Origin of the sequence: Rhizobium sp. 1399 (assembly GCF_031455475.1) — a bacterium.
Taxonomy (GTDB): domain Bacteria; phylum Pseudomonadota; class Alphaproteobacteria; order Rhizobiales; family Rhizobiaceae; genus Rhizobium.
The window spans coordinates 323,017-347,175 of sequence record NZ_JAVDSU010000003.1 but is presented as its reverse complement, the minus strand read 5'-3'; the positions used below and the strand labels follow the sequence as shown (position 1 = coordinate 347,175).

General features: G+C 60.1%; 23 protein-coding genes. 12 read left to right on the top strand and 11 right to left on the bottom strand.

Going from position 1 to position 24,159, the window contains the following annotated elements:
• Positions 1-202: 202 nt before the first annotated feature.
• Positions 203-1,192 (top strand): aldo/keto reductase, encoded by a 990-nt coding sequence (locus tag J2X71_RS12935; protein ID WP_405049708.1) that lies wholly within the window; start codon positions 203-205, stop codon positions 1,190-1,192.
• A gap of 6 nt (positions 1,193-1,198) precedes the next feature.
• Here J2X71_RS12935 and J2X71_RS12930 read toward each other — a convergent pair whose 3' ends face one another.
• Positions 1,199-2,029 (bottom strand): SDR family oxidoreductase, encoded by an 831-nt coding sequence (locus J2X71_RS12930; protein ID WP_113323710.1) that lies wholly within the window; start codon positions 2,027-2,029, stop codon positions 1,199-1,201.
• Between the two features lie 110 nt (positions 2,030-2,139).
• Between J2X71_RS12930 and J2X71_RS12925 the strand changes: the two genes are divergently transcribed.
• Positions 2,140-3,045, top strand: coding sequence for a LysR family transcriptional regulator (locus J2X71_RS12925; RefSeq protein ID WP_310382479.1), 906 nt, complete (start codon positions 2,140-2,142; stop codon positions 3,043-3,045).
• A 13-nt stretch (positions 3,046-3,058) separates the two neighbouring features.
• On the opposite strand, the gene J2X71_RS12920 is transcribed toward J2X71_RS12925, so the two are convergent.
• Positions 3,059-3,991: an AraC family transcriptional regulator gene (locus J2X71_RS12920; protein WP_310382478.1), complete on the bottom strand. Its 933-nt coding sequence runs from the start codon at positions 3,989-3,991 to the stop codon at positions 3,059-3,061.
• 120 nt (positions 3,992-4,111) lie between these two features.
• Between J2X71_RS12920 and J2X71_RS12915 the strand changes: the two genes are divergently transcribed.
• On the top strand, positions 4,112-4,450 hold the full coding sequence (locus tag J2X71_RS12915; RefSeq protein ID WP_310382477.1) for a carboxymuconolactone decarboxylase family protein: 339 nt from the start codon (positions 4,112-4,114) through the stop codon (positions 4,448-4,450).
• A 72-nt stretch (positions 4,451-4,522) separates the two neighbouring features.
• The gene (tehA, locus tag J2X71_RS12910; RefSeq protein WP_310382476.1) at positions 4,523-5,479 is read left to right on the top strand and encodes a dicarboxylate transporter/tellurite-resistance protein TehA; all 957 of its coding nucleotides are present in this window, start codon (positions 4,523-4,525) and stop codon (positions 5,477-5,479) included.
• A gap of 14 nt (positions 5,480-5,493) precedes the next feature.
• Here tehA and J2X71_RS12905 read toward each other — a convergent pair whose 3' ends face one another.
• The 3 genes from J2X71_RS12905 to treZ form a co-directional block, all read right to left on the bottom strand.
• Positions 5,494-6,318 carry an endonuclease/exonuclease/phosphatase family protein gene (locus J2X71_RS12905; protein WP_310382475.1) on the bottom strand — a complete coding sequence of 275 codons (825 nt, stop codon included), beginning with the start codon at positions 6,316-6,318 and terminating at the stop codon, positions 5,494-5,496.
• A 94-nt stretch (positions 6,319-6,412) separates the two neighbouring features.
• Positions 6,413-7,876: a phosphatidylserine/phosphatidylglycerophosphate/cardiolipin synthase family protein gene (locus J2X71_RS12900; protein WP_029868633.1), complete on the bottom strand. Its 1,464-nt coding sequence runs from the start codon at positions 7,874-7,876 to the stop codon at positions 6,413-6,415.
• A gap of 76 nt (positions 7,877-7,952) precedes the next feature.
• A complete protein-coding gene (treZ, locus tag J2X71_RS12895; protein WP_310382474.1) occupies positions 7,953-9,782 on the bottom strand; it encodes a malto-oligosyltrehalose trehalohydrolase in 1,830 nt (609 codons plus the stop codon).
• 84 nt (positions 9,783-9,866) lie between these two features.
• Here treZ and J2X71_RS12890 point away from each other — a divergent pair, with 84 nt between their 5' ends.
• From J2X71_RS12890 to J2X71_RS12860, 7 genes are all read left to right on the top strand, one after another.
• Positions 9,867-10,541 (top strand): UdgX family uracil-DNA binding protein, encoded by a 675-nt coding sequence (locus J2X71_RS12890; protein ID WP_310382473.1) that lies wholly within the window; start codon positions 9,867-9,869, stop codon positions 10,539-10,541.
• A gap of 142 nt (positions 10,542-10,683) precedes the next feature.
• Positions 10,684-11,019 (top strand): DUF2934 domain-containing protein, encoded by a 336-nt coding sequence (locus tag J2X71_RS12885; RefSeq protein WP_029868502.1) that lies wholly within the window; start codon positions 10,684-10,686, stop codon positions 11,017-11,019.
• 317 nt (positions 11,020-11,336) lie between these two features.
• Positions 11,337-11,516, top strand: a complete 180-nt coding sequence (locus J2X71_RS12880) for a hypothetical protein (RefSeq protein ID WP_405049707.1) — start codon at positions 11,337-11,339, stop codon at positions 11,514-11,516.
• A gap of 160 nt (positions 11,517-11,676) precedes the next feature.
• Complete coding sequence (locus tag J2X71_RS12875; RefSeq protein ID WP_029868501.1) at positions 11,677-14,400, top strand: response regulator; 2,724 nt, start codon at positions 11,677-11,679, stop codon at positions 14,398-14,400.
• A 121-nt stretch (positions 14,401-14,521) separates the two neighbouring features.
• Positions 14,522-14,836 carry a hypothetical protein gene (locus J2X71_RS12870; RefSeq protein ID WP_029868500.1) on the top strand — a complete coding sequence of 105 codons (315 nt, stop codon included), beginning with the start codon at positions 14,522-14,524 and terminating at the stop codon, positions 14,834-14,836.
• A 72-nt stretch (positions 14,837-14,908) separates the two neighbouring features.
• Positions 14,909-15,199, top strand: coding sequence for a DUF3175 domain-containing protein (locus J2X71_RS12865; RefSeq protein ID WP_029868499.1), 291 nt, complete (start codon positions 14,909-14,911; stop codon positions 15,197-15,199).
• Between the two features lie 17 nt (positions 15,200-15,216).
• A complete protein-coding gene (locus J2X71_RS12860; RefSeq protein WP_310382471.1) occupies positions 15,217-15,951 on the top strand; it encodes a glutathione S-transferase in 735 nt (244 codons plus the stop codon).
• Between the two features lie 161 nt (positions 15,952-16,112).
• On the opposite strand, the gene J2X71_RS12855 is transcribed toward J2X71_RS12860, so the two are convergent.
• From J2X71_RS12855 to J2X71_RS12845, 3 genes are all read right to left on the bottom strand, one after another.
• Complete coding sequence (locus J2X71_RS12855; protein WP_029868497.1) at positions 16,113-17,123, bottom strand: DNA topoisomerase IB; 1,011 nt, start codon at positions 17,121-17,123, stop codon at positions 16,113-16,115.
• A gap of 17 nt (positions 17,124-17,140) precedes the next feature.
• A complete protein-coding gene (gene glgX / locus J2X71_RS12850) occupies positions 17,141-19,297 on the bottom strand; it encodes a glycogen debranching protein GlgX (protein WP_310382470.1) in 2,157 nt (718 codons plus the stop codon).
• Positions 19,298-19,380: 83 nt separating this feature from the next.
• Positions 19,381-20,175 (bottom strand): SDR family oxidoreductase, encoded by a 795-nt coding sequence (locus J2X71_RS12845; RefSeq protein WP_310382468.1) that lies wholly within the window; start codon positions 20,173-20,175, stop codon positions 19,381-19,383.
• 206 nt (positions 20,176-20,381) lie between these two features.
• Here J2X71_RS12845 and J2X71_RS12840 point away from each other — a divergent pair, with 206 nt between their 5' ends.
• Positions 20,382-21,269, top strand: a complete 888-nt coding sequence (locus J2X71_RS12840; protein ID WP_029868665.1) for an amino acid ABC transporter substrate-binding protein — start codon at positions 20,382-20,384, stop codon at positions 21,267-21,269.
• Positions 21,270-21,276: 7 nt separating this feature from the next.
• On the opposite strand, the gene pcaF is transcribed toward J2X71_RS12840, so the two are convergent.
• The 3 genes from pcaF to J2X71_RS12825 are packed head-to-tail and all read right to left on the bottom strand — an operon-like array spanning position 21,277 to position 23,883.
• Positions 21,277-22,479 carry a 3-oxoadipyl-CoA thiolase gene (gene pcaF / locus J2X71_RS12835; protein ID WP_310382467.1) on the bottom strand — a complete coding sequence of 401 codons (1,203 nt, stop codon included), beginning with the start codon at positions 22,477-22,479 and terminating at the stop codon, positions 21,277-21,279.
• Between the two features lie 10 nt (positions 22,480-22,489).
• Positions 22,490-23,179 (bottom strand): CoA transferase subunit B, encoded by a 690-nt coding sequence (locus J2X71_RS12830; RefSeq protein WP_310382465.1) that lies wholly within the window; start codon positions 23,177-23,179, stop codon positions 22,490-22,492.
• A complete protein-coding gene (locus J2X71_RS12825; RefSeq protein ID WP_310382463.1) occupies positions 23,176-23,883 on the bottom strand; it encodes a 3-oxoacid CoA-transferase subunit A in 708 nt (235 codons plus the stop codon). Before J2X71_RS12825 ends, J2X71_RS12830 begins: the two co-directional genes overlap by 4 nt.
• Positions 23,884-24,159 lie beyond the last annotated feature (276 nt).

Below are 24,159 nucleotides of genomic sequence, written 5' to 3'. Positions count from 1 at the left end.
AGGAGAGAAGCCATGTGGAAGCAAATCGTCTCCATCCTGATGGATGCCATTCGCCTTGTCACCTTCGCATCGGACGGCAAAAATAACCGGCGGCGCCGGGACTGCTGAACGCTCACGCAGCTTATCGGGATTTTCGCGCATTCATAATCCTGCACCGAGGTCTATATAGACCTCTCCTTACTTGAGAAGCAGGAGCATCACGATGCAGAAGCGCAAACTCGGCAGCCAGGGACTTGAAGTATCGGCCATCGGCCTCGGATGCATGGGCATGAGCCAGTCCTACGGCCCGGCAGATGAGACGGAATCGATCGCGACCCTTCACCGCGCCATCGAGCTCGGCTGCACTTTCCTCGATACGGCCGAGGTTTACGGCCCCTATAAGAATGAGGAACTTCTCGGTCGAGCTCTCAAGGGTCGTCGTGACGAGGTGACGCTGGCCACGAAATTCGGCTTCCGCCTGAAAGACGGCAAGCAGGTTGGCGCCGAGCGTGACAGCCGGCCGGAAACCATTCGCAGTGCCGTCGAAGGCTCGCTCAAGCGTCTTGCCACCGACCACATCGACCTCATCTACCAGCACCGCGTCGATCCGGCTGTCCCGATGGAAGATGTCGCCGGCACGGTCGCCGAGCTTGTCAAGGAAGGCAAGGTTCGCTACTTCGGCCTCTCCGAAGCCGGTGTCGCCAATATTCGCCGCGCCCACGCCGTCTACCCAGTGTCGGCCGTGCAAAGCGAATATTCGCTGTGGGAGCGCAATCTGGAAGCCGACGTGATTCCGGCGTTGAGGGAACTCGGCATCGGCCTTGTGCCCTTCAGCCCGCTCGGCCGCGGCTTCCTGACCGGCGAGGTCAAGCGCGCCGAAGAGTATCCGGAAGGCGATTTCCGCCGCGGCGACCCACGCTATCAGGGCGAGAACTACGATGCGAACGTCCGCGCAGCCGAGGCGGTGCGTTCGGTCGCATCCGCGCTCGGCGTCAAGCCCGGCCAAGTGGCGATCGCCTGGATCCTGCACAAGGGCAGCGACTTCGTGCCGATCCCCGGTACCAAGCGCCGCACCTATCTGGAAGACAATATCGCCGCCGCCTCCATCGCGCTCAATGCCGAGCAGATGAAGGCGCTCGATGAAGCGCTTGCCCCCGGCAAGATCTCGGGCAAACGCTACAACGACACGATCATGTCGACCATCGATCGCTGAGGGGGGTCACACGTCGATGTCGGTCGACAGCGTGATGTCCTTCTGCGCTTCCAGCTCGGCAAGACGCTCGTTCAGGGCCTTGCGGATCGACTGATAGGTCGTGCTGCCGAGCGCGAGCCGCTTTGGCGCCGGTTGCTTTTCGGCCGCCGCGATCATCGCGTCGGTCATCTTCACGGGGTCGCCCAGGATCTTGAACGAGCCGTCAGCAATTGCCCTGCGTACCTGGCCGGCCGGCGTGTCCTCATAGATATCCAGCTGCGGCGGCCTGACGAGGCCGGCGCCAAAATCCGTGCCCGCCGGCCCCGGTTCAGCAATGATGATGTCGATGCCGAAGGGGGCGACCTCTTGCGCCACAGCCTCGATGAAGCCTTCGATCCCCCATTTGGTCGCGTGGTAGAGACTGAAATTCGGATAGGCGATCTGCCCGCCTTCCGAAGCGACCTGCAGGATGCGACCACCGCCCTGCTGACGCAGATGCGGCAAGGCCGCCCGGATCACCTGGATGGAGCCGATCAGGTTGGTATCAATCTGATGGCGGATCTGTGCATCGCTCACCTCTTCGGAGGCGCCGAACAGGCCATAGCCGGCATTGCTGACAACGACATCGATGCGTCCCATCTGTTCGAAGGCGGCGTCGACGACTGCATGAACGGCCCGGTCATCGGTGACGTCGAGGGTCGCGACCCAGAGCCGTTCGCCATACTGCGCTTCAAGGTCAGCCAGGGCTTCGCGCTTGCGCAAGGTTGCGGCGACGCGATCGCCGCGCGCCAGCAGTTTCTCGGTCATGATCCGGCCGAAACCGGAGGATGTGCCTGTGATGAACCACGTCTTTGTCATCGTCTCTACCTTTCTGGCGCCGCTGGATCGCGGCTTGATGACAGCAAAGATAGAGACGTTTATTGATGTGATAATCCGTTCAAATCTGTATGAGTTGTTGAAAAATACCCATGAGTTATCGACCGACGCTTGATGACCTCAATGCCTTCTCGGCAATCGTCACCCACCGCAGCTTTCGCAAGGCTGCCGGTGAACTCGGCCTGTCGCCTTCGACGCTGAGCCACATGATGCGCAATATGGAGGCGCGCATGGGCGTGCGCCTGCTGCATCGCACGACACGCAGTGTTGCTGCCACCGAAGCCGGCAAAATGCTTCTCGACAGGCTGAAGCCGGTCTTGCGCGATCTCGATCTGGCGCTCGATGCCATCGGCGAATTCGGCGGACAGCCGAGCGGCACGCTGCGCATCAACGCCAGCGAAATTGCCGCCCGCGTGCTGTTGAATGCCGCCATTCCTCTCTTTCTCGAACGCTATCCGAAGATATCGCTCGATATCGTCACCGAAAACCGGCTGGTCGATATTGTCGGCGAGGGCTTCGATGCCGGCATCCGCCTGCGGGAATCTGTGCCGCTTGATATGATAGCGGTCGAATTCGGCGGCGAGGCACGTTTCCTCGCGGTTGCCTCATCAGCTTACTTGAAAAACCACAAGCGACCCAAGACGCCTGAAGACCTCAGGCGCCACCGCTGCATCCGCCTGCGTATGCCGAGCGGCAAACTCTACCGCTGGGAATTTGAGAAACACGGCCAGGAAGTGACTATCGAGGTATCGGGTGCGCTCACGCTCGATCATGTGGAACTGATGGCGGAAGCGGCGGTCAAAGGGCTCGGCATCGCCTACGTGCCGGAAAGGGTCGCGCGGCCCTATCTTGCGAGCGGTGAGATTATCTCTGTGCTTGACGACTGGTGTCCGTCGATCCCTGGACTCTGCCTCTATTATCCCGGTCACAGGCATGTGCCGCAAAGCCTCAAGGCTTTCATATCCGTGCTGACGGAGGTCGAGCGGCAAGGTGCTTAGCCTCCCCCGCGCATCACCCCTGCCCATTCTGTCTCGCCTGCTCCGCAGCGCGGAAGCGCGCCGGCGTTATGCCGCGTCTTGCCTTGAAAGCGTTGCCGAATGCGGCTTCCGATTCATAACCGACCTCTGCAGCGATATCTGCAACCGTTCGGCGCGTCCTGAGCAGCAGGTCACTCGCCAGCATCATCCTGATATCGGTCAGGAACGCGCCGACCGTCATTCCCGCGCGCTCGCGAAATTGCCGGGCATAGGTAGCCCGCGACATGGCCGAATGACGGGCAAGATCATCGATCGTCCAGCCAAAGGCGGGCGAAGACATCATTGCCACGACGGATTTGTCGAGCCTGGCATCCCCAAGCAATTGCAGCAGCCCCGAGGACGCGACGGGCGAGACCTTGCCGGCCCTCACCGCCATGATGAAAAGCGAGAGACAGGTCGCGGTGATGATCGCCAATGCTCCCGGCCTCTCTTCAGCCGTCTCCCTATAGAGCATGGCGACCAGCGTCTTCAGCAGCTCCTCCGACTCCTCGGCGAGCGATACGTGAAAGACGTCAGGCAGGCTATCGAGCAGCAAGGCAGCCGATCCCGGCGCGCAATCGAAATGACCACAGAGCAAGTCGACATCGGCCTCGCCTTCGCCGTTTTCGCGCAAAGGCAGCATGCCACCCGCGGCGATGCGCAGGGGCTGTGCTTCGCCGCGTGGCCGCAAGCCAACGATCGTATGCGCATCCCCGCGCGGCAGCAGCAGGAAATCGCCAGAGCGCAAGGTGATTTCACGACCGGAGCCGAGGCGAATGAGACAATCACCGCCGAGGATCAGATGAAACGGTAGCTTACCTGCTGCAACGGGTTCGTGGTCGATATGAAACGCGCCCTGCAGCCGGCAGCGAATGTCGAGCGTCGGCTGCAGACGGGCGAGCTCGATAAGGCGGCTTAAAACATCCATGAGACGATCGCGCTAGAAAATGACTTTTTTGAGCATTCAAACTATCATCTTTGAAGGTCATAGTCACTTCCGACAGCCGAGGCAATCACGCCGTCGCTGATATGAGAAGGAATGATTTTCATGTTGGATTGGAAGGAATATCGCGGTGAACTCCTGGGCCGGATCGGTGAAATCACCAAGATCGTGCCAGAGACGATCAAAGGCTATCAAACCCTTTCGACCGCCGGACAGAAGACCAACCATCTCGACGCCAAGCAGCGGGAGCTGATCGCCCTTGCCGTGGCCGTCACCGTCCGTTGCGATGGCTGTATTGCCGTACATACGACTGAAGCCCAGAAGGTCGGCGCCACCAAGGAAGAAATTGCTGAGGCCCTCGGTGTCGCGATCTCCGTTAATGCCGGTGCGGCTCTTGTCTATTCGGCCCGCGTGATGGACGCTGCCGACGCCATTGCAAAGTAAAACATCCAAAGTGAACCGCTTGCTGCACCGGCAGGGCAAATGACCCTGCCGGACCAATTCGGAGAAACGAACATGTCGCTCCCCCGCATACCCGCTGCATTCTTTGGCATTGTTCTTGGCGTTGTCGGGCTCGGCAACAGCTGGCGCGCGGCCGCTGCCATCTGGCCGGTTCCGGCCAGCGTGGGCGAAGCCCTCAGCCTTCTTGGCTTTGCCATCTGGCTCGTCCTCATCCTCCTCTACGCCGCGAAATGGTTTGTCGCGCCGAAGGAGGTGACGGCGGAACTTGAACATCCCATCCAGTGCTGCTTCGTCGGTCTGATCGGCGTCGCGACCATGCTGGCGGGACTTGCGATCCTTCCTTATTCGCGCATCGCGACTGAGGTTCTGGCTCTGGCAGGGTTCGCCATCACCCTGTTTTTCCTGCTGTGGCGAACCGGCCTGCTCTGGCGTGGTGGGCGCGATCCGGTGACCAACACGCCGGTTCTTTATCTGCCGACTGTTGCCGGTTCCTTCGTCACCGCCATCGCGGCTGGCACGCTTGGTTATGCCGACTGGGGCCAGCTCGCCTTCGGCGCCGGTTTCTTTTCCTGGCTGGCAATCGAATCCGTCTTGTTGCATCGGCTGCTGATGGCGCCGGAGCTAGCCGCACCGCTGCGCCCGACTCTGGGCATTCAGCTTGCCCCGCCCGCCGTCGGCAGCGCCGCCTATCTGAGTGTGACGACCGGCGCGCCCGATATGTTCGTGCATGCCATGTTCGGCTACGCCATCGTGCAGGTCCTGATCATCGGCCGCCAACTGCCCTGGATCATGCAACAACCCTTCGCCGGCTCCTATTGGGCCTTCACCTTCGGCCTTACAGCGCTTTCGACAGCAGCACTGCGCATGACGGCACGCGGCGACACCGGCGCGATCAGCGAGCTTACGCCCGTTATCTTCGTGCTGGTCAACATCGCGCTTGCGATCATTGCAGTCGGAACGCTCTGGCTGCTGGTGAGAGGCAAGCTTCTTCCCGCTCCCGTCCGAGCCTGAGAGCCTGCACGATTTTAGGCGCTTACTACTTCCTGCTGCAGATCGACCACTGCCTTGATCGGCAGGTGGTCGGACGCCATGCGGGCGAGTGGAGTGTCATGCACCTCCACGGCGGAGATGATACCTTTCCGATTGGCAATGATGCGGTCGAGCGCCAAGACCGGCAAGCCGGCAGGAAAGCTCGGAACGGCGGGCGGCAGCGGACCGAAGGCCATCTGGAAAGTATTGAGGGATGAGCGGTCGCCGAGCCGCCATTCGTTGAGATCGCCAAGCAGGATGGTCGGCATTTCGTGACGGTCGCTGATGAGATCGACCAGCGTCTTGGCCTGTTGCGCCCGCGAATGCCGCAGCAGGCCGAAATGGGCGGCGATGATGCGCAGCGTCCCGCCAGCTTCGAGTTCGATTTCCGCAACCACCGCGCCGCGCGGCTCCAGCCCCGGTAGCTTCACCTGATGCACATCATGCACCAGACCTTTGCGGACAAGCACGACATTGCCGTGCCAGCCATGCGCCTTCGTCACACCCGGGATCGGAACCGGCACCAGCCCGGTCTCGCGCTCCAGCCGGGCGAGATCGAGAATGCCGGTCCGTTCGCCAAAGCGTGTATCAGCTTCCTGCAGCGCGATCACATCGGCATCGATCTCATGGATGACACGGCTCGTGCGTTCCGGATCAAAGCGTCGGTCAGTGCCGACGCATTTATGGACATTGTAGGAGGCGATAAGTGTGCCGTCATTGCGCGGTTTCGGCCCCGCACGCCAGGTCTCAACGCGCTTCCTCCTATTCTTGATGGAAGCGATGATACTGGCGGGCAGACTGTCTTTCTTCTTGACTTGCATCGGAAGGAACGCCGGCTCCATTGATCGAAAAGCTCTTTTTCTGGATTATAGGCAGCGCAGCAAAACTTGCCATGCCGCAATCACGAAAACTCTGTCAAAGATATGGTGAGCCCAGCCACAGCACCTTTTCGAGGAGCCGCACCAGGAAGGGCCGCGACCACAGCCCCTCGAGCGTAACCGGCGTGGCGGACTTGATGGCATCGTCGATGCGCTCATCGATTTCGGCAGCAAAGCCGGCATTCAGCACTTCGAGATCGACTTCGAAATTCAGCCGCAGCGAGCGCGGATCGAGATTGGAGGAACCGACATAGGCCCAGGTTCCGTCGATAGAGAGAAGCTTGGAATGGCTGAAGCTGCCGGTCGAACGCCAGATGCGGCAGTAGTTCTTGACGATCTGGTCGAACTGCGCCGTCATCGCCCGGTCGACCAGAACGAGATTGTTGGCAGCAGGCACAACGATATCAACCTCCACGCCACGCCGGGCCGCCGTCGTCAGCGCACTGATCAGCTCCCGATCCGGCAGAAAGTAAGGCGACATGATCCGGATCGACTGGCGCGCTACGGAAAAGGCACCTATCAGCATCTTGTGGTTCGTTTCCACGCTCCGGTCCGGTCCGGAAGCGACGACGCGCAAGAAGACCGGATCGCCACGCTTGCGCTCCAGTCGGTCGCCGCGCCAGGCCTCTCCGTTCAGGACTTCGCCTGTCGTGAAACGCCAGTCCTCGGCCGCGACGTCGAAGAGATCGGCAACCGCCGGGCCGCTGACGCTGAAATGCGTGTCATGGGCAAAACTTCCGCCGACCGCCTCCTCGCTGAAGCCTTCACGGATATTCATGCCACCCGTCAGTGCGATCTTTCCATCCGCGATCAGGATCTTGCGGTGTGTGCGCAGGTTTGCGTAGGGCAACCTCAGGCCCATGATGACATTGCCATTGAAGACATCGACGGTCACGCCGCCGTCCTTCAGGTATCCGAGAATGCTCGGCACCGAATAGCGCGCCCCAACCGCATCGATCAGCACGCGCACTTCCACGCCTCGCTTGACGGCTGCAATCAGCGCATCGGCGATGCGCAGCCCGATCCTGTCACGGTCGAAGATATAGGTTTCCAGCAGGATACTGCGCTCGGCGCCATCGATTGCAGTCTTCATCGCCGCATAAGCTTCGTCGCCATTTTCCAGCATGTCGATCGCATTGCCCGTCGTCAACGGATAGCGCGTGACGCGATCGCCGAGCGTCTGCAGGGCAGCAAAACGCCGGCCGAACTGGCTGATGACGGCATCGGTCTCCGCGTCAAACTTTTCGAGCTCGTCCAGATCAGCGGCAGGCAGCAAAGCGTCGCGGCGAAGGCTCAGCGACTTGCGGCGGATACGGTTGATGCCGGCGATCATATAAAGCAGCGCGCCAATGATCGGCGAGAGAATGATCACACCCACCCAGCCGGTCGCAGCCCGGACCTCTTCCTTGGTCATGGTGGCGTGGATCGCCGCCGCTGCCCCCATGGCAATGGAGATGACGAAGAGGATATGCGGCCAGTAGGTCGACAGCAGTTGAAACATCGCCCCAGGATATAGCCGCGAATCGTCTGCGTTCAATCAGTGCATGGGTCGCTCCCAACGCGAAATTTTCAGATGCTTAATTTGCCGGCTCAATATCGATGGCAAAGACGACAGAATGCGGCGGCAGCGCACCGTTCTCGGCGGGCGTTGCTTCCTTGCCGTAGCGCTCATAGATCACCGTCCCGGCGACCGACGGCAAGACCTGTGCCTGCTTCGACAAATTGGCGCGCAGCGCCAGCGTCAGATTCGCAAACTTCCACCAGATGGCGAGCGTCCCTTCGGGCGCCTCCAGCGCGCCGCTTTCGATAGCCCAGCTCTGCCGCAGCAGCGGCACGATATAGGTCTTGCGCAGCTTCAGGAGCTCAGCGACGAAAGCCAGGCTTTTCCGACCCTCTTCGTTCTCCAGCCATTGCCAGCCGAGTTTCGAATTCTCGAAGGTCGAAAGGGCATTGGGATCGGGCAGATCGGCCGCGGTCCTGCCGGCCTTTAATCCACCGAAACCCTCGGCTTCCGCCATACGACCCTCGCGGACGATTTTGGCAAGCTCACCCGTGTAATCGGTAAAGAAATAGAAGGGCTGCCTCTCCCCATACTCCTCCCCCATGAAGAGAAAGGGAATGTGCGGTGAGAGCAGGAGTATCGCTGTCAGCGCATCCAGCATATCGGGATCGGAGAGGCTCACCAGCCGCTCGCCGAAAGCGCGGTTGCCGATCTGGTCGTGGTTCTGCAGGAAATCGACAAAGGCGGTCGGCGGCAGGTAGCGACGCTCGCCGACAGGTGGTTCCGGCGGATCGGTTCGATCCGGATAGATGAAGCCATGCTGAAGCGCCAGGCGAAGCTTGTGCCAGAGCTGATCGGCAAAAGGCTTGTAGTGGCCGATGGTTTCGCCGGTCGCGACGATGTGCGCCACATGATGGAAATCATCGTTCCATTCCGCCGCGTAGGCTTTGGGAGCGCCGTTCTCGTCACGGACCAGCAACTCCACGAGATTGCGCTGGTCTTCGATGACGAGATGAACCTGCCTGTCGGCGAAGGCGGCTTTCACTTCTTCTGCCATGGCCGAAAGCACATGCTTTTCAGAGGTATCATGGATCTGCTCCACGGCATCGAACCTGAGCCCGTCCAGCCGGAATTCACCGATCCAGTAGAGCGCATTCTCGATAAAGAAGCGCCGCACCGGTTCGCGCCCGAAATCGATCGCCGCCCCCCAGGGTGTTTCCCGGTCTTTGCGGAAGAAACCGGGCGCGTAGGAATGGAGATAATTGCCCTCGGGTCCGAAATGATTGTAGACGACGTCGAGTAGCACCATGATGCCGAGGCCATGCGCCGTATCGATGAAGGCCTTGAAATCGGCCGGCGTGCCATAGGCGGAATGCGGCGCATACTGCAGCACACCATCGTAACCCCAGCCGCGATTGCCGGCAAATTGCGCAACCGGCATCACTTCGACAGCCGTGATGCCGGTTTCTGCAAGATGCTTCAGCTTCTCCGCCGCAGCTCGGAAAGTTCCCTCGGGCGTAAAGGCACCGATATGGATTTCGCTGATGACGGCCTCTTGCCAGGGACGGCCGCGCCAGCGCGGATTCTGCCATTGGTAGCTTGGATCGACGATCAGAGACGGCCCATGCACGTTGCCGGCCTGCGCCCGCGACGCCGGATCCGGCACTGCTTTTCCATCAGGGAGGACGAACATGTACTGATCGCCGGCGGATGCTTCCGCAACAGTGGCTTCGAACCAGCCGCCGCCGACGTCCTGCATCGGGATATCCTGGTCGCGGTGCCGCAGCGAGATCGCATTCTCACCCTGCGTCCAGAGACGAAAACGCGCGCCCCCACCCGCGAGCAGCTCTGCGCCCCAACGTCTCGTGCCTTCCGTGATCGCGCCTGTCTGTGAGATCTGGTTCATCCCTCACCCCATGTGATTTCCATCAGCATCAAATTCCTGAGGCTGCGGGTTGTTCCGAACGGGCAGGAACAATCCGTAGCGCGATTGGTTGAGGGTGAAAGCCAACGGATTTCCGCCATGAACGTCGCACAGAACCTCGGCCCCGCCTTCACGCTTGAAAGCGCCGACGCTGCCAGCCTCGATCAGCTCAGACATCGAGCGGAAGGCTGCAGACGCTGCGAACTCTACAAGAACGCCACCCAACTCGTCTTCGGCGAGGGATCGCAAAAGGCCAAGATCATGCTCGTCGGCGAACAGCCCGGCGACAAAGAGGATATTGCGGGACGTCCCTTCGTAGGCCCGGCCGGACGCCTGCTCGACATCTGTCTCGAGGAGGCCGGGCTCGACCGCTCGCGATGCTACGTCACCAACGCCGTCAAGCACTTCAAGTTCGAGCCTCGCGGCAAGCGCCGCCTGCATTCGAAACCCAATGCGGGGGAGATTCAGCGCTGCTCCTGGTGGCTCGGTGCCGAAATCAACATCGTGCGGCCGAATCTCCTCGTCGCACTCGGTGCGACAGCACTTTATTCTCTTCTTGGCTCTAAGGTGAAACTGACACCCGAGCGCGGTCATATCCTCACACCAGAGAACCATCCGCCGGTTCTCGTGACCATCCACCCTTCCTTCCTCCTGCGGATTCGCGAGGAAGAGGATGTCGCGCGCCAACGTGCCAATTTCATCGAGGACCTGCACCGTGCTGTCCAATATCAAGGCAACTAGAACGAGTTATTGCCTATAAATACTGCAACGCAAAAATATTCCCGATTTACTTGGCAAATCCACTTGAAACCGGCCCCATAGTCTGGAACCTTTTCAACGGTATCGCGTTCGAACGACGGCATGTTGTGACTGGAGATCAGCGATGGCAGAAACTCGGGAAGAGTGGATAAAGAAACGTGCATATGCCCTCTGGGAAGAAGAGGGACACCCGACGGGACGGGATTCCATCCATTGGGAACAAGCAAGGGCCGAGCATGACACGCTCAAGGGGGCTTCAAAATCTCCAAACGGCAAGGAAGTGAAACCTCGGGCGAAGCGGGCGGCGGCAGCCAAGACGGCGGCACCGGCAGCAACGGCTGAGGTCACGAATGGCGGCGAAGCCAAGAAACCTGCCAAGAAGGCAGCAACAAACACAAAGACCAACGGCATTGTCAAACCGGCCCCGAAGCGGACAGCCGTACGCAAGTCGGCATCCTGAGAAATATTCAACTTGCGATGAAAAAGGGCGCCTTCGCGGCGCCCATTAGCTTTTTTTGTCATAAGTTTGAATTAGTTGCGCGCTAAGAAACTCATGAAGCGCCAGCTTCTCTGCGGGGGTGACCACAAGCCGAATGAAACGTCCGTCTGGACAGCTTTGTAAAGAAGCTGCGTCCACCCCTCGAAACGGGGAACAAGAGTATCCTAGCTGTTTATGGGCAAACAGGGGAAGTCGCCATGAATAGCCGTTTTGCCCATGCTCTCGTCATCCCAGTCCCCGCGGCCTCCGGCCGGGGTTTTCCAGCGCCGGTGTGAGGGATGGAGATGTCGCTTCTTCTGATCGCCGCTTTGCTCTACATCGGTTTCGCACTGGGGCTCATCCTTCTGGTTGATAACATCGTCGGCGTATTTTTTCGCGATCCGCGCAAACCGATCCAGCTTCGTTCCTTTGCTTTGAGCCGCACCTTCATCGCCTCGCGGAAGCTGGACCAAGAATAACAAATATAAATAGCTTTTTTTGCGAGTAATCGACGCTTTGCTCGGTTAACGATATTTGCAGCTCGCTCTTTCCCTCCTGCCCGACGCCTCTATTTTGTCGACGGTGGACCGGGCAGACCCGGCGCGGGTGATGCCACAGTAAGATTGAAAGCGATTTTTGATGGCACGGGTTGGGGGCCGCTGGCCGGAAGGCAATAGCGAAATCGGGAATTTGTTGCGCCGGAATGGTTTGGATGCTGCCGGCATCGGGTCAGTCGAAGCATGGCCGAGTTCACTCCGGCATATCGCCGAAATGGTTGTCAATTCACGCCAGCCGAAATTCGTCGCCTGGGGTCCCGAACTCGCCTTCATCTATAACGACGCCTATGTCGCGATCTTCCCCGAACGGCATCCTGCCGCCCTCGGAAAACCGTTTCAGCAGGTGTGGTCGGATATCTGGCCGCAGTTCGAGCCAATCGTGGAGGCCACGCTCAACGGTCAGTCGCAGCTCTACAAGGAGCTGCACGTTCCCATGCGGCGCGAGGGACAGACGGAGGACACCTGGTTCACCTTTTCCTATACGCCGCTACGGGACGATGAGGGCAAGGTCGCCGGCATTCTCTGCGCGACGATGGAAGTGACGGACCAGGTGCTTGCCAAGCGCCGAGAGCGCATCGCGTTGGATGAGGCGCGGGAAAAATCCGCAACACTCGCCGTCGTTAATAGGGCCGGCTCGGCGATTACCGCCGAACTCAATGTCGATCGCCTGACACAGATCGCGGTTGATGCAGGGGTAGCGTTGACGGGCGCTGAATTCGGCGCCTTCTTCTACAATGTCGATGACGGTGAAGGCGGCAGTTACATGCTTTACGCGCTGTCGGGTGTCGACCGGAAACATTTCGACAAGTTTCCGATGCCACGCAACACCAAGGTTTTTGCACCGACCTTCAGCGGCGAGGGCGTCGTACGCTCCGACGATATCCTGCTTGATCCACGCTACGGGCAGAACGCGCCACATTCCGGTATGCCGAGCGGCCACCTGCCTGTGCGCAGCTATCTCGCCGTGCCGGTCAAGTCACGCGACGGCAACGTCATTGGCGGGCTGTTCTTCGGTCACAGCCAGCCCGCCCGCTTTTCGGATGCGGCAGAGGCAAGCCTCGTGAGCCTGGCTGGCCAGTCTGCCGTCGCAATCGACAACGCCCGGCTCATCCGCGCTGCCGAACTTGAGATCGTCCAGCGCCGCGGGGCCGAGGCCCAGCTTCGCAAACTGAACGAAACGCTTGAGGTCCGTGTCGCCGCCGAAATCCTCGAACGCCAGCAGGCGGAAGCAGCCCTGCAGCAGGCGCAGAAGATGGAATCGATCGGCAAGCTCACCGGCGGTGTCGCGCACGATTTCAACAACCTGCTGCAGGTCATTTCAGGCAATCTCCAGCTTCTCGGCAAGGATGTGACGAATAATGGCCGGGCCAAGGAGCGCATCTCCAACGCGCTATCGGCCGTCGAGCGCGGATCGCGGCTCGCCAGCCAACTTCTCGCCTTCGGACGTCGCCAGCCTCTGCAGCCGAAGGTGATCAATATCGGCCGCCTCGTCTCTGCCATGGATGACATGCTGCGCCGCGCGCTCGGTGAGGAAATCGAAGTGGAGACGATGGTTTCCGGCGGCCTCTGGAACAGTTTTGCCGACCCGATCCAAATTGAGAACGCACTGCTGAACCTTGCGATCAACTCCCGCGATGCAATGGATGGCACAGGCAAACTGACGATCGAAGTGGGCAATGCCTTTCTCGACGATTCCTATAGCCGCACCCATCCGGAGGTCGCAGCCGGCCAATATGTGGTGCTCGCCGTGACCGATACTGGCTCAGGCATGCCACCGGAGATCATCGAGCAGGCTTTCGAACCGTTCTTCTCCACAAAACCAGAGGGCAAGGGCACCGGTCTCGGCCTTTCCATGGTCTACGGTTTCGTCAAGCAGTCCGGCGGCCATGTGAAGATCTACAGCGAGACCGGCGAAGGCACGACGGTAAAGCTTTATCTTCCCCGCTCCTTCCAGAGCGAGGACCGAATAGCCACTGGCGATAATGTTCCCGCAACCGGCGGCACCGAGACTATTCTGGTCGCCGAGGACGATGAAGGTGTGCGCACAACCGTCGTCGAGATGCTGACCGATCTCGGCTATTACGTGCTGAAGGCCAGGGACGCGCAAAGCGCGCTGACCGTGATCGAGAGCGGCGCGCATATCGACCTGCTTTTTACCGACGTCGTCATGCCTGGTCCGCTGAAGAGCCCGGAGCTCGCGCGCATGGCCCGCGAGCGCCTGCCCAACGTCGCCGTGCTTTATACGTCAGGCTATACCGAAAACTCGATCGTCCATGGCGGCCGGCTCGATCCCGGCCTGGAGCTCCTCTCCAAGCCCTATACACGGGAGGCCCTGGCGCAGAAAATACGCCACGTCCTCGCCAACCAGGCGCAACGCCGCCAGACCAACCCGGTGCCGCTGCCAGCCAGCGAGCAACCGCGCGACATCGTCCAGGCCAGGTTGAAGCTTCTGCTGGTCGAGGATGATGCCTTCATCCGCATGGACACGGCCGAAATCCTGCGGGATCTCGGCTACGACGTGATCGAAGCCGACAGCGGCGAACAAGGCATCGAACTCCTGCGCAGCACAGATACGAACACAGATATTATCGTTGCCGATGTCGGCCTGCCGGGCATGTCCGGCCCGGCCTTCGCAGCGCTGGCGCGCGAAGCTTTCCCTTCGGTCGGCCTCGTTTTTGCGACCGGCAACAGCAATTTGCCGGATGCGAACCGCTTTTCCGGTTCCGTGCTGCTGCCAAAGCCGTTTACCACCGCAGCACTCGACCGCGCAGTAAAGACCGCTGCGCGCCAGCGCCCCATTGCCTAGGCCCTGACTGCCTCAGGACCTTCAAGCTCCGGATATTTCCCGAACAGGCGGCGGCCGGGACGGCCCCGGAACTTTTTGGATGGCCAGCGGTTGAGCCTCTTTCCAACCAGAGGAGGCAGCCATGCCGAGAGGTGACAAATCCGCTTATACCGACAAGCAGAAGAGAAAGGCCGAGCATATCGAGGAAGGCTATGAGGACCGCGGCGTATCCCAAGGGGAGGCTGAACGCCGTGCATGGGCAACGGTCAACAAGGAAAGCGGCGGCGGCAACAAATCAGGCTCCGGGCGTGGCAAGAAGGATACGAACGAATCCTCCGAAAAAGGCGGACGGATCGGCGGCCATGCCTCCGCATCCCGCTCCAAGGAAGAACGTTCCGCCTCCGCCAAGAAGGGCGCCGCAACCCGTAAGCGCAACGAACACCACGCCCATCACTAACGGCACCATCAGGCGCCAGCAACGCGGCAGGTGGCGCGAGGCCACCTGCCGCTGCCGTAAAGGACACTCGCAATGGCGAAAAGCAGGAAGAAATGGTCACAGGGTGTCACCAAAAACAGTGACGCCATGGACCTCAAGGAAGGTGTCTTCACATCCAACGATCCGAAGAAGATCGCCGCCTCCCTGAAACACTCGGCCGATAACAGCGACCGGCGCAAATCGAGCCCCTTCCAGTCAGCTATGTCGATGCTGAATTTTTACATCAACCGCGCTGGAGACCAGTTGACGAAGAAGCAGAAGGGCACACTTGAAAAGGCGAAGGACGACCTTCGCAAGGATTTCGGCCGCCAAACAAGGCGTTAAAGACATTACGAGGGCAAATGACTTACGAGCTTTATTATTGGGACGGCATCCAGGGCCGTGGAGAATTTGTGCGACTGGCGCTCGAGGAAGCGGGTGCCGACTATATCGACATTACCCGCCACTCCGGTCGCGGGCGCGGCACCGGCGCGATGCTTAGTATCATGCAGAGCGATAGCGAAGCGCATATTCCCTTCGCCCCACCCTTCCTCAAGGAAGGCGACCTCATCATCCCCCATGTCGCCAACATTCTTCTGTACCTCGGCCCCAAACTCGACCTGGCGCCTGATGACGAGGGGCTGCGCTATGTCGTGAACGGGTTGCAGCTCACGATCACCGATTTCGTCGCCGAGGTGCATGATACGCATCACCCGATCGCCACCTCGCTCTACTACGAGGACCAGAAGGAAGAGGCGAAGGCTCGTTCGGCTGATTTCATCAAGGAGCGCATCCCGAAATTCCTCGGCTATTTCGAACGCGTGCTGCGGCAGAATCCGTATGGCTCCAAACATGCAGCCGGCGATGCACTGACTTATGTGGATCTGTCGCTCTTCCAGATCGTCGAGGGTCTCGTTTATGCCTTTCCAAAGGCGATGAGCAGCTACCGCAGCAAATATCCGCTGCTTGCCGCCCTCCATGATAGCGTCGAGCATCGCCCCAACATCGCCCGCTATCTGAAATCCGACCGCCGTCTGCCTTTCAGCACGGAAGGCATTTTCCGCCACTATCCGGAACTCGACATGGATGCGCCCTGATCAGGCATTGCTTTCAATTTTCTGGGAACGATCGGCATTGCCATCAGTTTTGTCTTCGATCCATATTTGAAATGTCGAGCTAGGAAGGCCGCCACGAGAACGTGCCGCCATACTCGCCTGTTGAACGCGTAATCCGCGGCTTCGCCGCGGGTTCTTTTTATTCACTCGGGAGTGGTGTGGCGCGTCAGGAAATCCAGCATGCGGTTCTCATCCGCTCGAAGCCCACGCAGGGGCTCGCTACTGCCCTCCTCCAGCGTCTCATCCTTGGCTGAAAGCGCAATGATTGCCGGGTGGATGTAGCTGGAGCGCGAGATCGCCGGCGTATTATGCAGGACGTCGGCCGCAACTTCCGACATCTCCTTGACGGTCGGGCGTCGTCCTTCCGATATGGCGTTGCGCGCCGCGCCGAAAGCGGCAAGCGAACCTGCCCATGTGCGGAAGGTCTTGGCGGAAATGGCGATGCCCGAGATGTCAGCGAGATAGGCATTCAGCCGGCCGGAATCGATCGGTTTCAGCGCACCTGTCTCGTCTTTCCAGACGAAGAGCTGCCTGCCCGGCAGATCGGCGATCTCTTCCAATATCTTCTGCAGGCGCGGATGTTTGAGACTGCGCTGCACGCGCTTGCCGCCCTTGGCGCGGAATTTCAATTCGATGCGACCGTCAACGATCTTCAGATGGCGCTTCAGCAGCGTTGTTGCACCATAGGTATCGTTCTCCTTCACATAGGCCTGGTTGCCGACGCGCAGATGCGCTTCGTCGAGCAATATCGTCAGGGCTGCAAGCACACCGTTGATGTCCTCCGCGCCGGTATCGAGATGGCGCAGCACCGTTCGCCGGATCTTTGGCAGCGCATTGCCGAACTCGATGAGTTGATGGAATTTGCCGGTGCTGCGGAAGGCCTGCCAATCCTTGTGATAGCGGTATTGTTTGCGACCACGGACATCGAAGCCAGTGGCCTGCAGATGACCGTTCTCGTCAATGCAGATCCACACATTTTCATAGGCCGGCGGCAGGCCGAGCGCATGGATACGCGCCCGCTGGATCTCGTCGGCCAGCGTTTTCCCGTCTGGCAGCGTATAGCTGAAGCCCTTGCCCTTTCGTCGTCTGCGGATACCCGGTTCGGTATCGCTGACATAAATCAGACCAAGCTCGGTGAAGACGTCGGCATTCATTGCTTGCTATTGATCCGTCACCTGCTCCGCCGGCCGAAATGGAACCACCTGCGCCGTTCGGCCTTGCTTGCATCCTTTGGCGGCCGGGTCTGCCCCTTCGGCGCAAAGACTGCAATGCTTTGGGCATAAACCATAACGGGACCTTCCTGCTCATGGAGCTTGAAAGCATCCTCCTCAGCGCCGGTATCGAGTACCCGCGCCCAGTGCTTCAGGCCGTTGACTTCGGGCAAATGTACCTCGCAATCGCCGCCGGCATTGAAGACCAGATAGAGATCGTCCATCTCCTCGGTATCGGGGGAATGTGCACTCGTCGAGAGATAGACGCCGAGCACTTGAAGTCCGTCGTCGTTCCAGGCGCCGTCATCCATGAAACTGGCGTCCGGCTTGTACCAGGCGATTTCGATCCGCCCGTCCTCGGTACTGTCGCCTGTCAGAAAGCGCTCCTGCCTCAGCACCGGATGCGCCTTGCGGAACGCGACGACCTTGCGGCAGAAAGAAAGGAACGGATCATCGAGGCCGTCCCATTTCGTCCAGCCAATCTCATTGTCCTGACAATAGGCATTGTTGTTGCCGCCCTGACTGTTGCCGACCTCATCGCCGGCAAGGATCATCGGCACGCCCTGGGAGAGCATCAAGGTCGCCATCATGTTACGGCGCCGGCGTACTCGCAGCCTGTTGATGTCCTCGTTATCGGTCACGCCCTCGGCACCCATATTGTCCGAATGATTGTCTGAATGACCGTCCCTATTGTCCTCGCCATTTGCCTCATTGTGCTTTTCGTCGAAGGAAACCGTATCCATCAGCGTAAAGCCGTCATGCGCCGACAGCAGATTAATTGATGATGTCGCCCCGCGAGCCGAGTGATTGAACTGCACCGCCGAGCCAGTGATGCGCTGCGAGATCTCCGACACCATTCCGCCGTCTCCCTTCCAGAAACGGCGTACATCGTCACGGAACTTATCGTTCCACTCGCGGAAAGGATGCGGGAAGCCGCCGACCTGATAGCCGCCGGCTCCGACATCCCAAGGTTCGGCGATCAGCTTGACCCCGGCAAGGATCGGATCCTGGCGGATCGCGCCGAAGAACAGGCCCTGCCGGTCGAATTCCATATCCTGACGGCCGAGCGTGCTGGCAAGATCGAAGCGGAAACCATCGATATGCATGGCGCCGACCCAGTAACGCAGACTGTCCAGCACCATGCGCATGACCATCGGATGAGCAACGTTCAGCGTATTGCCGGTGCCTGTCGTATCGAAAGTATGGCGCGGATCGTCGGGCGAGAGGATGTAGTAGCTCGCATTGTCGAGACCGCGGAACGACATCGTCGGCCCCTTCTCGCTGCCCTCGGCCGTGTGGTTATAGACGACGTCCATGATGACTTCGATGCCGGCGGCATGGAACTTCCTCACCATGGTCTTGATCTCGGTGATCTTGTCACCCGAGAGATAGCGGGCCTGAGGGGCGAAGAAACCGAGCGTCTGGTAGCCCCAGTAATTCGTGAGCTTCCTCTCTTCGAGATAGCGGTCGTTCGGGAAGAACTGGATTGGCAGCAGCTCGATCGCGGAAATGCCGAGCTTCACGAGATGATCGATGATCGGATCGCTGCACATGCCAAGGAAGGTGCCACGCAATCTGTCCGGCACTTTCGGATGCAGCATCGTCAGTCCCCGGACGTGCGCCTCATAGATGATCGTCTCCGGCCACGGCCGCCGGATCGCTTGCTCACCGGCCCAGTCGAAATCCGGATCCTGAACGACACCCTTGACCATGTAAGGCGCGCTATCGCGCTCGTCGAAGGAAAGATCGTCCTTGCCGATCGTATAACCATAGAGCGCGTCGTCCCATTTGAGATCGCCGAGCACCTGCTTTGCATAGGGATCGAGCAGCAGCTTGTTGGCATTGAAACGATGGCCGTTCTTCGGATCGTAAGGACCGTGCGCGCGGTAGCCGTAAACCGTACCCGGACCGACGCCGGCGATGTAGCCCGACCAGATATCACCCTCGCGCTTCGGTAGCGGCAGCCGGGCAATCTCTTTCTTGCCATCGGGAGAAAACAGGCAGAGCTCCACCTGTTCTGCGTGTGCGGAGAAAACCGCAAAATGCGTGCCCGAACCGATATATTCCGCCCCCAGCTCCGGTTTCAGGAAGTCGAGTTCGGAAAAGGAAAAGCTCATGACGCCCCCGTTTGCTGAATGGCCAAGCGGGAAACGTCATTGCAGTGCGAAAGTTCCCTCAGTTTGCGTCGTTTTGCCCCAGATCAAGGCATCAGCTGGCCGCCATTGACCTCGATGATCTGACCGGTAATGTAACCTGACAAGGTCGGCGAGGCGAGGAAGACATACGCGCCGACGCAATCTTCCGAGGTGCCAACGAAGCCCATTGGAATGGACTTGCGCTGCAGTTCCATCTGCTCGTCATTCGTATAGCGCTCGTGGAAGGGCGTGGCGATGACGCCCGGCGCGACCGCATTGACGCGGATCTTGTCGGCGACAAATTCCTTGGCGTGTCCGTGGGTGATCGTCGAAACGAAACCCTTCGAAGCCGCATAGAGAATTGCGCCATTGCCGCCGCCATTGCGCGCCGCAATCGAGGTCGTGTTGATGATGAAACCGCCCTGCTTCTTCAGCCAGGGATGGGCAGCGCGTGTTGCCGCCAGCACCGAACGGGCATTGAGGTTCATGACCTTCTCATAATGCTCATCAGTGTATTCCGAAGTCGGCTTGCGGCCGAGCATGCCGCCCGCATTGTTGATCAGGCCGTCGAGATGGCCGAAGGTCTTGGCCGTCTCTTCGACGACGCGCTCCGTCTCACCTTCCCGCGAGACGTCGCCATGCACCAGATACACCGTACCCCCAGCTGCCCTGATCTCCTCGGCAAGCTTTTCGGCCGGTTCACGGCTTGCATTGTAGTGCACGCCGACCTTGACGCCCTGGGCGGCCAGAGCGCGGGCGACGGCAGCGCCGATGCCTGTCGAGGCGCCGGTGATCAGCACGGCCTTGCCGGCGAGGTCTGGAATTTTGATGGATGCAAGCAATTGAGCAAGATCTGCCATGGCGACGATAGCCTCCCGAAAAACCAAGGACATAGGTGATGAAACGATATGTGCCAGTCTTAGCAGGCGAGATCGCAGCAGGGCAATGCACGAAAGAGCGAGATGGGCGAGCCGGCGGCAACGGGTGCTACCGTTGACAAATGACCGGCAGGCCATAGTCTCGGCCTTCGGTCCGCGGTGAGGGTTGCCGCTCTTTGAGGGGAGACATGCTCAAGCGCATGAAATGGCTGCTTTTTCTGGGCCTTGCTCTCGGTCTTTCTGCCTACAGGCCTGCCGATGCCCAGACACTCGACACGATCAGGCAGAGCAAGATCATCCGTCTCGGCTATATCGCTGACGAGAAGCCCTTCTCCTTCAAGAAGGCGGACGGCAGCCCTGCCGGCTATTCGATCGATCTCTGCCGCCGCATCGCCGATGAGGTCGGCCTTAACGTTTCCGGCCTCAAGAAGAACTATATCGAGACGACGCTGTCTGATGGTTTCGGCGCGGTGAAGGACGGCAAGATCGATCTGCTCTGCGGTGCGACCACGATCAATCTTGCACGGCGCGAAAGCGTCGACTTCTCCCAGCCTATCTTCCTGACGGGCGCCAGCGCGCTCTTGCGCAAGGATTCGCCCGATTACCTGCAGATCCTCTTTCTGGACAAACGCCCTGTCAGCGCCGTCGACCTGAAGTCGCCCGCCCAGAGCTCGATCGGCGTGCGCGCCGGCACGACGACCGGTGCAACGCTGCGCGATGCCATTGGTCCCGACGTGCCGCAGACCCGCATCGTCGATTTTCCGACGCATGAGGACGGTTTGAAGGCGCTCGAGGATCACAAGATCGATGCCTACTTCGCCGACCGGTCCCTTCTCATCGGCCTTGCCGACCGGGCGGGCAACCCTTCCGAACTCGAGCTCGGCAGCCGCCTTTTCACACACGAGCCCTATGGCATCGCGATCCGGCGCGACGATTCCGCCTTCCGGCTTCTCGTCGACCGCACGCTGACGGGCTTCTACACCTCGAACGACTTCCCAAAGTTGCTCAAGACCTATTTCGGCGCCGAGGCACCGGCCCTGCGCAGCGAAATCATGATGCAGTCGATCCCCGAATAGGCAGCTCTCAGACCCGTTCGAGCACCACAGCAATGCCCTGGCCCACGCCGATGCACATGGTCGACAGCGAATAATGACCGCCGGTTTCGGCAAGTTCCAGCGCTGCGGTGCCGGTGATCCGGGCACCCGACATGCCGAGCGGATGGCCGAGCGCAATCGCGCCGCCATTGCGGTTTACGCGCTGATCGTCATCGGCAATGCCGAGCTCGCGCAGAACGGCAAGCCCCTGGCTGGCGAAGGCCTCGTTGAGCTCGATCACATCGAACTGTTCCTGCTTCATGCCAAGCCGCGCCATCAGCTTGCGGGAAGCCGGGACTGGTCCAATGCCCATGACGCGCGGCGGGACGGCCCCAGCCGCACCACCGAGAATACGGGCAATCGGCGTCAGGCCATATTTCTTGGCCGCCGCTTCCGAAGCGATGATGAGGGCAGCCGCTCCGTCATTGACGCCCGAGGCATTACCGGCTGTCACCGTACCGCCCTGACGGAAGGGCGTCGGCAGCTTGGCGAGCGCTTCCATGCTGGTTGCGCGCGGATGTTCATCCTTCTCGACGATGATCGGATCGCCCTTGCGCTGCGGGATGGTCACTGAGGTGATTTCCTTGGCCAGCCTGCCGCTTGCCTGGGAAGCCGCAGCCTTGGCCTGTGAGCGTACGGCAAAGGCGTCCTGATCCTCGCGGCTCACTTTGTAATCCTCGGCAACGTTCTCGCCGGTTTCCGGCATGGAATCGACGCCATACTGCTTCTTCATCAGAGGATTGATGAAGCGCCAGCCGATCGTCGTGTCGTGGATTTCGGCAGCGCGCGAAAAAGCGGTATCGGCCTTCGGCATCACGAAGGGGGCTCGCGACATGCTTTCCACGCCGCCGGCAATCATCAGTTCGGCTTCGCCTGATCGAATGGCGCGCCCCGCGGTGATGAGGGCATCCATGCCCGAACCGCAGAGCCGGTTGATCGTCGTGCCCGGCACCGAGACCGGCAAACCGGCGAGAAGCAGCGACATGCGGGCGACATTGCGGTTGTCCTCGCCCGCTTGATTGGCGCAGCCGAAGACGACATCATCGACCGCTTCCCAGTCAACGGAGGCGTTCTTCGCCATCAGCGCCTTCAGCGGAATGGCGCCGAGATCATCGGCGCGCACGGAGGAGAGCGAGCCGCCATAACGGCCGATGGGCGTGCGGATATAGTCGCAGATAAAGGCTTCGGTCATGGACTTGTCCTCAGAGTTCGGGAACGACGAGATCGGCAACCGGCCCCTCGATATGGAGCAGCGCACCGGTCATGGCCTGCAGTTCCTCGACCGACATCGCGGCAAGTTTCTCGCGCAGCACGAAACGCCCGTCCTTGATGTCGATGACGGCATGGCTCGTATAGATGCGGGTGATGCAAGCCACCCCCGTCAGCGGGAAGGTGCATTTGTCGACCAGCTTCGGCTCACCATTCTTGGTGACATGCTCGGTGATGACGCAGACCTGCTTGGCACCATGGACCAGATCCATGGCGCCGCCGACGGCCGGCACACCCTTGGCCCCGACGCGCCAGTTGGCGAGATCGCCGTTCTGGGCGACCTGATAGGCGCCGAGGATCGCGACATCGAGATGACCGCCGCGTACCATGGCAAAGCTGTCGGCATGATGGAAGAAGGCTGCACCCGGCTTCAGCGTCACCGCTTTCTTGCCGGCGTTTATCAGATCCCAATCCTCTTCACCTGATGGCGGCGCCTCGCCGAAATTGAGGATACCGTTTTCAGTGTGGAAGATCGCCTGCCGGCCCGGCGGCTGATAGCGGGCAACCATTTCCGGAAAGCCGATGCCAAGGTTCACATAGGCGCCATCGGCAATGTCCTGCGCCGCGCGCCAGGCGATCTGGGCGTTGGAGAGCTTGATGTCTTCTTTAATGTCGACGGTCATATGTAGGCCACCCTGGCTCGAATAAGCTCTTCTTCCTGTTGCGGATTGGCGATCTCGACGAGGCGGTCGACGAAGATGCCGGGTGTGACGACATGCTCAGGATCGATGCCGCCGGCCGGCACGATGCTCGAGACCTGCGCGATCGTCTTGGCAGCCGCCATGCACATCAGCGGGTTAAAGTTGCGGCCGGCCTTGTTGTAGGTGAGGTTGCCATGGGTATCGCCGACATGCGCCTTGACGATCGCAAAATCGGCCTTCAGCCAACGTTCCTGCACATAGTGGCGGCCGTCGAACTCGGCGATGACCTTGCCTTCTGCAAGCTCGGTCCCATAGCCGGTCGGTGTATAGAAAGCAGGAATGCCGGCTCCGCCGGCGCGGATCCGCTCGGCGAGCGTTCCCTGCGGCACGAGCTCCAGCTCGATTTCTCCGGCAAGGTATCTATCGGTGAAGGCACGCGGATCGGACGAGCGCGGGAAGGAGCAAATCATCTTCCTGACCATGCCGGCATCGATCATGGCGGCGATACCGATGCGGCCATTGCCGGCATTGTTGTTGATGACCGTGAGGTTCTTCGGGCCCTTATTGATCAGGGCGTGAATGAGCTCGATCGGCGCACCCGAACCTCCAAAGCCACCAATCATGACGGTGGCGCCATCGCCGATTTTGGAGACGGCGTCAGCCGCGCTCCCGATTGTCTTGTCCATGCGGGATCTCTCCTTGCCGGATGAGGCCTCCTCGTGCCTCCCTGACAACAGGCATAAAGCGAGAGCCATCCCGACGGCAAGAATTTTGTGCGTTATTTGATATTTGTTCGTATATCGCACAGAATAAATTCGCGTGCGGAACTGTCGCGCTGAATCCGGGACGTAAGTTCTGTCCCTAGAGACCCAGGTTTGGCCGTCAGGTGCCAATAGATTTGGCCAAAAATCATCGCGTTCGCGCCGGAGGGCCATTGTCGGGCTCGCATCGGCAGCGCGGAT